13 protein-coding genes are annotated in these 12,191 nt (G+C 47.2%); 4 read left to right on the forward strand and 9 right to left on the reverse strand.

The genetic code is table 11. The annotated features are described in order from the left end of the window. The first annotated feature begins 187 nt into the window (after positions 1–187). Positions 188–769: a sigma-70 family RNA polymerase sigma factor gene (locus tag LSG37_RS02225; RefSeq protein ID WP_147903700.1), complete on the forward strand. Its 582-nt coding sequence runs from the start codon at positions 188–190 to the stop codon at positions 767–769. Then, the gene (locus LSG37_RS02230; protein ID WP_233078232.1) at positions 753–1,421 is read left to right on the forward strand and encodes a ChrR family anti-sigma-E factor; all 669 of its coding nucleotides are present in this window, start codon (positions 753–755) and stop codon (positions 1,419–1,421) included. Before LSG37_RS02225 ends, LSG37_RS02230 begins: the two co-directional genes overlap by 17 nt. 74 nt (positions 1,422–1,495) lie before the next feature. Here LSG37_RS02230 and LSG37_RS02235 read toward each other — a convergent pair whose 3' ends face one another. Continuing rightward, positions 1,496–3,742: an aminotransferase class V-fold PLP-dependent enzyme gene (locus tag LSG37_RS02235; protein ID WP_233078233.1), complete on the reverse strand. Its 2,247-nt coding sequence runs from the start codon at positions 3,740–3,742 to the stop codon at positions 1,496–1,498. Between the two features lie 198 nt (positions 3,743–3,940). Continuing rightward, positions 3,941–4,660, reverse strand: a complete 720-nt coding sequence (fadR, locus tag LSG37_RS02240; RefSeq protein ID WP_233078234.1) for a fatty acid metabolism transcriptional regulator FadR — start codon at positions 4,658–4,660, stop codon at positions 3,941–3,943. 182 nt (positions 4,661–4,842) lie between these two features. Here fadR and dsbB point away from each other — a divergent pair, with 182 nt between their 5' ends. Next, positions 4,843–5,376, forward strand: coding sequence for a disulfide bond formation protein DsbB (gene dsbB / locus LSG37_RS02245; protein ID WP_233078235.1), 534 nt, complete (start codon positions 4,843–4,845; stop codon positions 5,374–5,376). A 58-nt stretch (positions 5,377–5,434) separates the two neighbouring features. On the opposite strand, the gene bamJ is transcribed toward dsbB, so the two are convergent. The 6 genes from bamJ to prmB form a co-directional block, all read right to left on the reverse strand. Beyond that, positions 5,435–6,055: a BamJ family beta-barrel-assembly machinery protein gene (bamJ, locus tag LSG37_RS02250; RefSeq protein WP_233078236.1), complete on the reverse strand. Its 621-nt coding sequence runs from the start codon at positions 6,053–6,055 to the stop codon at positions 5,435–5,437. Positions 6,056–6,142: 87 nt separating this feature from the next. Then, positions 6,143–6,421, reverse strand: coding sequence for a YfcL family protein (locus tag LSG37_RS02255; RefSeq protein WP_233078237.1), 279 nt, complete (start codon positions 6,419–6,421; stop codon positions 6,143–6,145). Between the two features lie 2 nt (positions 6,422–6,423). Continuing rightward, complete coding sequence (locus LSG37_RS02260) at positions 6,424–7,548, reverse strand: ATP-NAD kinase family protein (RefSeq protein WP_233078238.1); 1,125 nt, start codon at positions 7,546–7,548, stop codon at positions 6,424–6,426. A gap of 79 nt (positions 7,549–7,627) precedes the next feature. Continuing rightward, positions 7,628–8,791 (reverse strand): MFS transporter, encoded by a 1,164-nt coding sequence (locus LSG37_RS02265; RefSeq protein ID WP_233078239.1) that lies wholly within the window; start codon positions 8,789–8,791, stop codon positions 7,628–7,630. 91 nt (positions 8,792–8,882) lie between these two features. Continuing rightward, positions 8,883–9,980, reverse strand: a complete 1,098-nt coding sequence (aroC, locus tag LSG37_RS02270) for a chorismate synthase (RefSeq protein WP_233078240.1) — start codon at positions 9,978–9,980, stop codon at positions 8,883–8,885. Between the two features lie 74 nt (positions 9,981–10,054). Further along, a complete protein-coding gene (prmB, locus tag LSG37_RS02275; protein WP_233078241.1) occupies positions 10,055–11,002 on the reverse strand; it encodes a 50S ribosomal protein L3 N(5)-glutamine methyltransferase in 948 nt (315 codons plus the stop codon). 35 nt (positions 11,003–11,037) lie between these two features. On the opposite strand from prmB, the gene smrB reads away from it, so the two are divergent. Next, positions 11,038–11,574 (forward strand): endonuclease SmrB, encoded by a 537-nt coding sequence (gene smrB, locus LSG37_RS02280; RefSeq protein ID WP_233078242.1) that lies wholly within the window; start codon positions 11,038–11,040, stop codon positions 11,572–11,574. Here smrB and sixA read toward each other — a convergent pair. Beyond that, on the reverse strand, positions 11,558–12,049 hold the full coding sequence (gene sixA / locus LSG37_RS02285; protein ID WP_233078243.1) for a phosphohistidine phosphatase SixA: 492 nt from the start codon (positions 12,047–12,049) through the stop codon (positions 11,558–11,560). The two genes, smrB and sixA, sit on opposite strands and share 17 nt — an antisense overlap. Positions 12,050–12,191: the final 142 nt, after the last annotated feature.

The raw sequence follows: 12,191 nt of genomic DNA on the forward strand, positions 1-12,191 counted from the left end.
TTTTAGATAATAAATCAGAATAAATCAGACAAACCTTTCTATTTTTAGAACCAATCTAAAGTTAAATACGCAGCGTAAATAAAGCACAAGCAAAATTGATACAGACAGGATTGGAATAATGTTGGATTCAACATCAGTTCAAAGGCATGATGACAGGAATTATCAGAGGCCGGGTATTCAAGGATCTATGTCAGTTCAACCACAAGACAATGCGCAGTGGGAACAAGCTTTAACTTTTATTGCAGTGGATCGTGATAAACAAGCCTATTCACAGCTATTTAGCTATTTTGCACCACGCTTAAAGGCTTTTGGTTTAAAAATGTTTGGCAACGAACAACAGGCCATGGAGATGGTGCAGGACACCATGCTCAATGTCTGGCAAAAAGCCAGATTATTTGATGCAAGCCGTGGTTGTGCTTCTACCTGGATTTTTACCATTGCCCGTAATGTGCGTTTTGACATGTTACGCAAAAAACAAAGCCGCAAAGATGAGCTGTCTGCCGACGACTTGTTTTTTGATGGCGATTATCCGGAACAGGAAGGCACGGACAGTAACGAGTGGGATTTATGGTTACTGGCAGAAAAAGTTGCTCCCCATTTTGCCAAGTTGCCGCCAGCGCAGCGTGACGTTATGGAAAAGGTGTATTTAGAAGAAAAATCGCATCAGGAAGTATCGGAAGAACTGGCTATCCCTTTAGGCACAGTGAAATCCCGTATTCGTCTTGCGCTCGACAGATTAAGAGAGGCTATCGATGATCCACGCAGTTAAACATCACCCGGCGCTGGAGCTGCTGGAACAATTTATTGAAGCCAGTCTGGCCCCTGAATTAAGCCTGGCTATTGCAGCACACCTGGATCTGTGCCCACATTGTCAACGCATTAAGATGGATTTGGAAGCTGAAGCCGGGGCACATTTGGCCGCCTTACCCCAGGCACAAAGCGCAGAAACTGACTGGCAACAGATGTTGGATTTTATTACCGATCAACCAGAAGTTGCAGCGCAGCTGACCCAACGACAGCCTTTTGCAGTACAAATTCAGAATAGTGAAATTTTATTACCAGCTTCGCTAAAGCCGCTGCTGAAAAACAAGCTGAAGTGGTTAAATTTAGGTGGGATCAGCACGGCAAAGCTGGCAGGTGAAGACCAACACAATGTGTCTTTACTTTATATTCGTAAAGACAGCGAAGTGCCACAACATACTCATTTGGGTTTGGAAATCACCTTAGTCCTTAAAGGTAAAATCTACGACGAATCGGGTTGTTATGGTGAAGGTGATTTATTGATTAATACACCGGATCATACTCACACGCCGCGCACTATGAGTGAAGATTGTTTATGTTTGTCGGTCTTAACAGCACCGCTGAAGTTTAAAAAAGGCTTAACACGTTTGTTAAACCCACTGCAGCATCTGTTTTACTAAACAGGTGCTGGCTGTTGCGGCGACCTTTATGGTCGCCAATCTGTCCATCTAAGCCAAGTATGAAAGCTCTTCAATCAAGCTAAAAGTGCCACTCCACCCTTGAGATTAAACACCAGTTCAAACCCAGCTCTGTTCAGCACTTTGGCGGCCAACAAACTACGATTACCAGAACGGCAAACCAGTAGCACTGGTTGTGGTGTTTTTGTCTGTTGCTCAGCGACTTGCTGTACCAAGGCGGACAAAGGGACTTCTTTAGAAGCTAGGTCAGGCAAATACACTGACAAAGCGCCAGCGGCCTGCTCGTGAGCTTCACGCACATCCCAAATTTGCAAAGCCGGATATTGCTGTATTAACGCCGCGATCTGATGTTTATCAATCACAGCAGTTGCATCGGAAGCACAAACCTCGACCACGCCACAAAAATGACCTGATTGCTGTTGCAGCCAGTCCGTTTGACGCTGCAATTCACTCAGCCACTGATCGGGCGTATCTTCGGTGCTGAGGATCTGTTGCAATACAGGCTGCTCCTGCAGCATCAGGTCCCAACGGGTGAAAAAACGTTGAGCATAGTCATGACTGGAGATTAATAAGGTTTGAGCTTCTAATTGCTGCCCTAAAGCTCGTAAACTCTGGCGAAACGCCTGACTGTCGCCACCAGGTAAATCCAACCGTCCAGTGCCTCCCGGCAGAATAAAATCCCCAACAAAAGCAAATTTTTGTCGCTGATGCTGCCGTACCAAAATAGTCACAGCTTCAGGACTATGACCAGGAGTTGCCACAGTACTCAACTGATAAGACCCCATCTTCAGGCTGGTTTCGTTTAAAGGCCAGCCAAGGCTGTTGGTCTTTACCGGGTTCAGTAAATCAGTTAACAAAGTAACCAGCTCAGGCCGGGCCGACGGATGGTCTTTATGCTGATGCGTATCCAGAATAGCCCGTACTTTTAACTGATGGCCCTGCACTAAAAGCGCAATACGGCTGGCCAGGGCTAATACAGCATCAATAATAATGACTTCTGAGGTCTCTGCCGACACCAGCAAATAGCTGCATAAATCTTCGTGTTTTAACTGCACTAAGCCTGCTAAAGGCTGAAGTTCTGTACTACTGGCGTCACTTAATACCAGACAACAGGAATTGACCACCGCCTTTAGTGCCAGAATAGCGCTACATGCTTGCTGACATTCCTGTGGCGTCATCGCCGGGCCAAAGGATAAACGAATAGCGCCCTGACTACGCCACAGCGGCAAACCCATCGCATTGAGCACAAAGCTGGTCGGGATTTTAGAACTGCAGGCCGAACCTGAGCTGACGCGAATACCTGCAGCGTCAAACAAATCCATAATGTCTTTACTGGCAAAACCCGGCACAGAAAAGTTGATGGTGGTAGGCACTATATAAGGTTGATCGCTGTTCAGAACTAAATCAGGAAAAACCTGACGCAAAGCAGACAGCAGTTGCTCACGATAGCCCCACAGCTGCTGTTCTGGCTGAAAGACCGAACCTTCTTTTAATTTCAGCTGCTGAAATATCGCCTGCAAGGCTGCAATACCTGGCAGGTTTTCAGTGCCTGAACGTAAGCCACTCTCCTGCCCACCCCCAGCCAATAACGGCTGATAAGGGGTGCCCTTACGTACATATAAAAAACCAATACCTTTTGGCGCATAGAGTTTATGACCACTAAAAGGCGCGTAGTCTATGCTCATTTGTTCCAGCTGCAATGGCATTTTGCCAAGCGCCTGCACGCAGTCCACCATCCATAACACTTCTGGGGCAACACCACGGATAAGCTGCTGCAACGCGGTTAAATCCTGCTTTACACCGGTTTCGTTATTCGCTGCCATAGTGCAAATCAGTAGAGTATTGGGCAATTCTTGTTGGATAAAATCAAAATCCAACAGGCCATGCTGATCAACTGGGATAGCTCTAATAGTCGCGCCCAACTGCAATACGTGATTCCAGTGTTCAAGGCTTTGAGGTACGGCTTTGTGCTCTGTGGCTCCATACAACAAGCTATAAGCAGGCCCTGTTTTTCCTGACATGCGGGCATGCAACAAGGCGGAGAAAATAGAACTTTGAATACCTTCGGTAGCTCCAGAGGTAAAGACGATATCGCCGGAACCTGCACCAATCAGCTGACGTGCCAGTTGTCTGGTGCTTTCCAGCTCGACTTTGGCTTTAATGCCAGTACTGTGGCTACTGCTTGGATTGCCAAAGCATTGCTGCATCGTATGTTGCACCGCAGCAGCAGCGCAAGCCAAAACAGGAGTCGTGGCATTATTATCCAGATAAATTTCTTGTGGCCGGGTAGCAGGCTTTTGCATGGTTCGCCCCATATAACTAAAGGTTATATTATATATGGCAATATAATAACCAGCCCCACCCGCTGTGACAAGGCTATGCTTTGTTAAATGGCGGCGAATACAAAAACATCTGGAATGTTTTTGGACTGCTTGAGCAGGCTCCGCAGGAGTTTTTTGCATGAATGCAAAAAACAAAAACCGCCTTTCGGCGGTTTCAGATTACTCGATTAAATCTTTTGGAATTTGTGAGCGTAAGCCTGCCCAGATTTTTCCGCTTTCTTTACCATACTTACGTACCGCAAACACCACTTCGTCATGTTTACCAGCTTCAGCATATTGCTTCAGTTGGTTGTAATACTGACGAGCCAGTTCACGGGCTTCAGAGGATGAAAAGTAAAAACGAGCGATTTTGTTATACAGGCCACGGAAGCCATTTAAAATCAGCACATAAATGCGATTGGAGGAATGCAGTGCCATTTCATGGTTCAGGTTGTAGTCAAAAGCTGCAAAAGCTTCAGCTGTGTCGGCTAAATCTTCAGCACCGGCAAAAGAGGCAATCACCTGGTCTTTATGAGTTTTGATAGCACCACGAATATAAATAGCACTGATGTTGGTGCGGGCAGACAGCAGTTCGTCTACCAATTCCGGCATGCGCTCTTCATCTAAACGAGCCAGCGTTTCCAGAATATTTAAACCTGAGGTTTCCCAGAAATTATTTACTTTGGTGGGTTTGCCGTGCTGAATAGTCAACCAGCCATCACGGGCTAAACGTTGTAATACTTCACGCAAGGTAGTACGGGTCACCCCAATCAGCTCTGACAGTTCACGCTCAGCCGGCAAAATGGAACCTGGAGCAAATTTGCCATTCCAGATGGACTCAACAATATATTCTTCAGCAAAACCAGCTGGGCTTTGCGCTTTAATTAAATTCATAGTCATGCGGAGGGGCCCGTTGTCATTATTATAATGTCAGATAAATGGCACTGATTGTACCAGAGACAAAGCAGTTAACAAGCTATGGATTAAAAATAGCTGTTCGACGTGCTGTGGGTTGTCTTTCGGCTGTTTTTGCCTTAGATTGACCGACTTATAGTTTTGTTTTATCAAACAAAGGGATCCGAATGTTATCCAGTCTGGCAAAATGGTCAAAACAACGATCGGCATGGCTCGTTTTAGCTCTGTCAGCCACGGTGTTGTTAGGTCTGGCATTGTACTTTCAATATCAAATGAATTTACAGCCTTGCATGCTATGTGTTTATGCCAGAGCGGCATTAACAGGTGTTATTTTGGCAGCCCTGATCGCATTGATCTCGCCGACCAATGGTTTGTTGCGCTGGATAGCTTTATTCACTTTTGCTGCAAGTTCTGTCTGGGGTTTTATGATCACCCAGGAACACATAGGTGTAGAGGAGCTGGTGCAATCCGGTGGTTTATATACCTGTAGTTTGTTTCCTGAATTCCCGCTGGGTTTGCCTTTAGATAAGTGGTTTCCAGAAATTTTTAACCCTACCGGTATGTGTGGTGATATAGCTTGGCGCTTTATGGACTTCTCTATGCCCGTCTGGACAAGAGTGATTTTTGTGGTGTATACGCTGCTGTCACTGATGTTAATTTTCAGTCAGTTTAAGAAGAAAAAATACAATCCATACGACTAAATTCAACCTAAATAGAAAAAGGAGCCGAAGGCTCCTTTTTCTTTATCAAAACAACAGATTAGCCAATAATAGCCAACAGTTCTACATCAAAGACTAAAGTGCTAAATGGAGCAATTTTGCCACCAGCGCCACGCTCACCGTAAGCCAGGTTGTGTGGAATAGTTAAACGTAACTTGGTGCCAACTGGCATCAGTTGCAGCGCTTCAGTCCAGCCGGCGATCACGCCAGATACCGGGAATTCAGCAGGCTGACCGCGGTCATACGAGCTGTCAAACACAGTACCGTCAATCAAAGTGCCGTGGTAGTGCGTACGGACTGTAGAAGCTTTCGTTGGCTTCTCGCCTTCACCTTGTACTAATACTTCGTACTGTAAACCTGATTCAGTCACAGTCACGCCTGGTTTTTTCGCATTTTCAGCCAGGAAAGCATCACCAGCGCCAGCTAAAGCTTTGGCTTGTTCTTCCTGTTGTTCCTGCATACGCTGGCTGATCACCTGGAACGCAGCACCAATTTGCTGTTCAGATACTTCTGGCTCGTCACCTTGGAAAGCGGCAGCTAAACCTGCGGCTACCGCCAGAATGTCTAAACCGTCAAACGGATTGTCAGCCAGTTGCTGACCCATTTGCAGACCTATGCCATAACTGGCGTGTTGCTCTAAGCTGGTAAATTTAGTAGACATAAAGTTCACTTGTAGTTTGGCGCATAAAGCGCGTTGTAGAAGCGCAAATCAAATTCGGCTTCAGTTTAAATCTGATGCAACATCAGATCACGAAAGTTGTTGTAGTTGCTGCCACAAGCCTAAAACCAGGCCCTGGTCCTGCTCCGTCAGTTCACCACCTGCAATAGCCAGATCTAAACTTTGTTGTACAGAAGCCGCAAGTTCAGCACGCTCAAATTGTTGTTCTGTCAGTTCTAAACGGCCCACAGCTAAATCAAAATGGCCACGTAAATAACCACCGGCAAATAATTCATCATCACTGGCTTGTTGTACCATTGCATCTAAAAACTGGGCAACCTGCTGAATATAGGCCTGAACGTCCTGCATTTTTACTCCTCCAGACCTAGTCTGTACATCACATAATCGTTGTAACCGACCAGCACAGGGATCAGGCCCTGTAACTGCTGGTCAAGGCTTGCATCACCGGTATCGGCTAATAAAGGCCGACCTTCCAGTTGCTGTAATTTAGTCTTCGTGGCGACTAAACAAATATTAGCGCGGCCAACTGCGCGAATAACCGCAGGACTTAACTGCTGATTACCCCGGCCAAACACATGGCCCTGCCCGCCTATTAAGGTGATCACCAGTTTGCTTGGGTAATCCTGCACCAGTGCCAGCAGCTCTGTGGCTGTGACATCGGACGCAATCAGCTGGCCATTTTCAACCACGTCTACGCCTAGTAAGGTATTAGGCAAACCCAGTTCTTTCATCACAGCGGCAACAGTAGAGCCTGAGCCCATGACATAACGCACGTCATCGTCCATGGTGCTGGCTATATAGGCCGCTAAATCATCCAGCACCAGCTCTTCTGCTTCTTTGCCGCCGTTTTTCACACTTTGGATATAACGAAGCTCGGCTGGAATACGCATTTCACCAAAACGTTTAGCGCGCACTATGCCTTGGCGAAAGGCGGTTTCGTCTATATCCATCACAGCAGCTTCAGTTAAGGTGACTAATTCGCCTTTGACCAACTGAGCTATGACTTTGCCAGCTGCCGATGGACTGATGGCATAAACACCAGAGTGAATTTTACAACCTGCTGGCACACCGAGCACAGTAGCTCGCTCGCCGACCGCAGCACAGATATTGCGGGCTGTGCCATCACCACCGGCAAATAACAACAAATCCACGCCCTGCTCTGCAATGGCAGTAGCAGCTTGTTCTGTATCTTCTGCAGAGGTGTTACTGGATCCTGGCGTATAACAGATCTGAAAGTTAAAGCCTAAAGATGCCAATAAATCAGCGCCCATAGCACCAGCAACCGTCAGTATTTGTAGCTGCTCTTTCAGAGGTAACAACTGCTCTAACGCCAAAGCAGTTTTATTTTGCGCCTGAGGCACAGCCCCTAATGCCAGAGCTTGCTCCACTACGCCATCGCTACCTTTAAGCGCAACAGCACCACCTACTCCGGCTACAGGATTGATAATTAAACCTAAACGAAACAGACTGGCCACGACACCCTCTACAGCGTAAAAAAAACGCCGCATTGTAGCCTTTTACGCCTGCAATGCCCAGCAGGAACTCACTACTGCGCTAAAGGTTTTGCTGTTGCCGTAAGGTTTTTGGCAAAGAAAAGGCCATTAAGGTGGCGCCTAAAGCCGCCACTGCAGCACTGACAAAAGTTAAAGTAGCGCCAGGTCCGTCAGCCCATAGTACTCCGGCACAATAAGCGCCAATAGCACCACCGCCGCCATACACCACACCTGCATACAAAGCCTGGCCGCGGCTGCGCTGCGCTGGTGCAAAAAAGCTCTGAATAAACTGCATAGCGCAGCTGTGTGCCAACGCAAAACTGGCGGCATGAAACAACATACTAAAAGCCAGCCAATACCAGTGCTCTGCCAGATAAGCCACAATAAGCCAGCGCACTATGGTCAGGCCATAACAAAAGGTCAGCAGTACACGATAACTAAAGCGGTTCAGCACCTTGCCTGCGTAAAAAAACGCGATAATTTCCGCAAGCACAGCCAGAGCTATCATCAAACCAGAGGTAACACCGCTGTAGCCTAAATCGCGGCAATACAAAATAAAGAAACCGTAGAAAGGCGCAAAACTGATTTGCATTAAAAAAGTCGCAGCCATAAAACGTAAAAACACCGGATGCTTAAACAGAGTTCTGAAGCGGATAGACTGCTGCCCTTCGGTGTTTTTCATCGTAAAAGACGGAAGTAAAAACAAAGTGCCAAGCAGCAAAGCCAGAAAAACCGTCGCGCCCCAGGGCAAAAATTCGGAGCCAAAATATTGCAACAACAACCCACCCAGCATGACGACCACTATGTAACCCACACTGCCAAAACTGCGGACCTTGCCATACACGCTGCTGTCATTATTCAGATAGTGAAAAGCACTGACTTCCAGCTGAGGCAAAATCGCAGTCCAGAATAAGCTGAATAAACCAAGACCAAATACCAATGGCCAATAACCCAGATCAACATAGCTGCTCAACCAGCCAATGGACGCCAGCACAGCGCCAAACCGCATGACGCTGATTGGATCGCCTTTACGCTCGACCACCATAGCCCACAAGCTCGGGCCAATAATACGAGTGGTGGTGACTATCGCCAGTAGCAAGCCAATATCGTGAGAATTAAAACCACGGCCATCGAGAAACATCGGCAGGTAAGGTACAAAAATGCCCAACACAGCAAAATACGCAAAGTAAGCAAGTCCCAGGGCTGGGGTGGTGGCAAGTTTCATCAGATTTCCACTACAAAATTAAAAGCACATCACCGCGATGTACAAAAACAAAACGCCGCATAAAGCGACGTTTCTATTCTATCCCAAAGCGTTACGGCTGCCTTGCAATATCTGGTGTCGTAACTATGACATCAGCATTTTGAGCTCTGTGACGTAGGAAATGATCCATCAGCACTATCGCCAGCATGGCTTCAGCAATAGGCACTGCACGAATGCCGACACAAGGGTCGTGACGGCCTTTGGTGATCATCTCTGTTTCTTCACCGCTGGTGGTAATAGTTTTACCCGGAATGCTGATACTGGAGGTAGGTTTTAACGCAATGCTGACGTTAATGTCCTGACCTGACGTAATACCACCTAAAGTGCCACCTGCATGATTCGCGCTAAAGCCCTCTAAGCGCAATTCATCGCGATGGGTAGAGCCACGCTGCTCTACCACAGCAAAACCATCGCCAATTTCTACAGCCTTAACCGCATTAATACTCATCATGGCATGGGCTATATCCGCATCAATCCGGTCGAACACCGGCTCGCCCCAACCTACAGGCACACCGGACGCCACCACATTAATACGGGCACCAACTGAATCACCGTCTTTTTTCAGTTGACGCATATACTCATCTAACTGCTCCAGCACATCGACATCAGGACAGAAAAAGGCGTTTTGCTCTACTTGATCCCAATCCAACTTTTGCGCTTTCACAGGGCCAAGCTGCGCCAGATAACCACGAATTTCAATCCCAAATTTGGCTTTTAAGTACTGCTTGGCGATAGCACCTGCTGCGACACGCACCGCAGTTTCACGAGCGGACGAACGGCCGCCCCCACGGTAATCGCGAATACCGAATTTATGCCAGTAGGTGTAATCCGCATGACCTGGACGGAACAGATCTTTAATAGCTGAGTAATCCTGTGAACGCTGATCGGTATTTTCAATCAACAAGCCTATGGATGCGCCCGTGCTATAGCCTTCAAACACACCGGATAAAATTTTGACGATATCGTCTTCGCGACGTGCTGTGGTGTAACGTGAAGTGCCGGGTTTGCGTCTGTCCAGCTCAAGCTGAATTTGCTCCAGATCGAGCTTTAAGCCGGGCGGCAAACCATCCACTATGCCACCAATGGCCGGGCCATGGCTTTCACCAAAGGTGGTCACTTTAAACAGTTGGCCTATAGAATTACCCGACATCATTCACCCCTGCGTATCTTTGTATTTTCTGAAAATTAAGCTTCTAAATTGTGGTTCAAAACTGTGTTTCAAAACTATGCAACAAAACTATCCTGATGTTTCACCAGGTCGGCTTTGCTAATAGCAAACACACCTAAACCACCACGTTCAAATTCCAGCCATTGTAAGGGCAGATCCGGATACAGTTCTTGCAGCGCCACCATGCTATTACCCACTTCACAAATCAGCCAGCCGCCGTCGTTTAGATGCTCTGCAGCTTCAGCCAAAATACGGCGAGTAAGTTCTAAACCATCATGGCCAGAAGCTAAACCTAATTCAGGCTCGTGATGGTATTCATCCGGCAAGTCGGCCATATCTTCAGCATCAACGTAAGGCGGATTTGTCACAATCAAATCATAGGTCTGGCCTTTAATGGCGTTATAGCCATCAGACAACATAGGAAACACCTGATGTTCCAGCTCATGCTGTTCAATGTTAAATATCGCCACATCGAGCGCTTCTTCACTGATATCCAGCGCATCCACTTCGGCATTCGGGAACTGTTTAGCACAAGCAATAGCAATACAGCCTGAGCCTGTGCACAAATCTAAAATACGTGCCGGTTCATGTTCTTTAAACCAGGGCTCGAAGCTTCTATTAATCAGCTCGCCTATAGGAGAACGTGGCACCAACACCCGCTCGTCGACATAAAAACTTAAGCCACAGAAAAAAGCTTGCTGAGTTAAATAAGCGGCCGGAATTCGTTGTTCAATGCGTTGCAATAACAAATCACAAAAAACTTTGGCTTCAGAGCTGGTAACGCGCAGCGGCAACAGGTTTTCAGTGATGCGCGCCATATCCAGACTATGAGCCAGCAATAAAGCCGCTTCATCCCATGGATTGTCGGTACCGTGGCCAAAATAGATATGGGCTTTATTAAACTGGCTGACAGACCAGCGTAACCAGTCGTGGATGGAATGCAGCTGGCGGATGGCTTCGTCGATAATTTCCGCAGTCAGATGGCTACTTTGATGCTCTGTCATTGTGTTTTACTCTAGTGATTGGTTAGACTTCGGGCATGCGAAAAAAAACACCAGTTCCAGATCTTCCAGATGATGAAAAACAGCTGTTCCGTGACTCGGTAACAGGCGCACGCCCCTTGCAGCAGGACAAGATACCTTTTGCCCGCCAACCCGGCAAGGTCAGAATGGCCGCCACTTTAACAAATAGCAGTCCAGATAGCCATTTGTTTTACTTTTCCGATCAGTACGAAGGTTTTTTAAGCGACGGCTCTACCCTGGCTTTTGTTCAGACAGGTGACGACCCAACCTTAGCCCGGCAATTGAAGCGAGGCGAGTTTCGCCCGGCCGTAGTACTGGATTTACATGGCTTAACTCAGCTACAGGCCAAAACCGAACTGGCTGGCTTATTGGCTTATTGCGAACAACAGCATTTTAACTGTGCTTGTGTGGTGCATGGCAAAGGTTTGGGCATTCTGGCAAAAAGAGTACCGAATTGGCTGGTGCAGCACCCTAATGTGCGGGCTTTTCATACGGCCCCAACAGAATGGGGCCGGGATGGTGCTTTGCTGGTATTGCTCAGGACACCGACTTAACCAGATGGATCATGCTGGGGCAGGCATACTCCAGTAACATTCCTCTGTGCTGATGGTAATCAATACAAGCCACACCTGCAGTATCAAAAATTGGCGCCTGGCCACTACGGGTAAAAGCTTCCACCAAAAAACTGACCAGTGGCATATGGGATACCAACAGGATTTTCGCCTGCGGGTTTTCGGCATACAGCATGTCAAGAAAATCGACCACTAACTGTGCGTTGCCTTCAGGCACCAGATCTGTATTCAGTTCAACAACATGACTCGACAGCCCTTTTTGCACTAAAACTGCGGCGGTTTGCACAGTCCTGCGATAAGGGCTGGAGAAAATCCGGTCAAATGCACTATAGTGGTGATGCAGCCATTCTGCCATTTCACAGACTTCGGCCTGACCTGCTGCTGTTAATTGTCGTTCACTGTCGCTCAAGTACTGCGGTTCAGCTTCACCGTGCCGCATAATAACCAAATTAACCATTGTTGCTACCAGTTACAACTTCGCGACGCTCGCGAAAAGAGTGCGCTATGATAATGAAAGTTAATGCCGACAGTAACTGCTAATAAAGCATAAAATTGCGTTACTATATTCCTAATCGCTATGATGAACCCTCGCATTCCGT

The organism is Rheinheimera soli (genome assembly GCF_021290985.1).
Classification (GTDB): domain Bacteria; phylum Pseudomonadota; class Gammaproteobacteria; order Enterobacterales; family Alteromonadaceae; genus Pararheinheimera; species Pararheinheimera soli.

What these genes read in the sequence shown, in the direction of transcription:
- fadR (WP_233078234.1), bottom strand. Translation starts at nt 4,660, where the DNA reads ATGACTATGAATTTAATTAAAGCGCAAAGCCCAGCTGGTTTTGCTGAA.
- LSG37_RS02230 (WP_233078232.1), top strand. Translation starts at nt 753, where the DNA reads ATGATCCACGCAGTTAAACATCACCCGGCGCTGGAGCTGCTGGAACAA.
- sixA (WP_233078243.1), bottom strand. Translation starts at nt 12,049, where the DNA reads ATGGTTAATTTGGTTATTATGCGGCACGGTGAAGCTGAACCGCAGTAC.
- prmB (WP_233078241.1), bottom strand. Translation starts at nt 11,002, where the DNA reads ATGACAGAGCATCAAAGTAGCCATCTGACTGCGGAAATTATCGACGAA.
- LSG37_RS02265 (WP_233078239.1), bottom strand. Translation starts at nt 8,791, where the DNA reads ATGAAACTTGCCACCACCCCAGCCCTGGGACTTGCTTACTTTGCGTAT.
- aroC (WP_233078240.1), bottom strand. Translation starts at nt 9,980, where the DNA reads ATGTCGGGTAATTCTATAGGCCAACTGTTTAAAGTGACCACCTTTGGT.
- dsbB (WP_233078235.1), top strand. Translation starts at nt 4,843, where the DNA reads ATGTTATCCAGTCTGGCAAAATGGTCAAAACAACGATCGGCATGGCTC.
- LSG37_RS02225 (WP_147903700.1), top strand. Translation starts at nt 188, where the DNA reads ATGTCAGTTCAACCACAAGACAATGCGCAGTGGGAACAAGCTTTAACT.
- smrB (WP_233078242.1), top strand. Translation starts at nt 11,038, where the DNA reads ATGCGAAAAAAAACACCAGTTCCAGATCTTCCAGATGATGAAAAACAG.
- LSG37_RS02255 (WP_233078237.1), bottom strand. Translation starts at nt 6,421, where the DNA reads ATGCAGGACGTTCAGGCCTATATTCAGCAGGTTGCCCAGTTTTTAGAT.
- bamJ (WP_233078236.1), bottom strand. Translation starts at nt 6,055, where the DNA reads ATGTCTACTAAATTTACCAGCTTAGAGCAACACGCCAGTTATGGCATA.
- LSG37_RS02235 (WP_233078233.1), bottom strand. Translation starts at nt 3,742, where the DNA reads ATGCAAAAGCCTGCTACCCGGCCACAAGAAATTTATCTGGATAATAAT.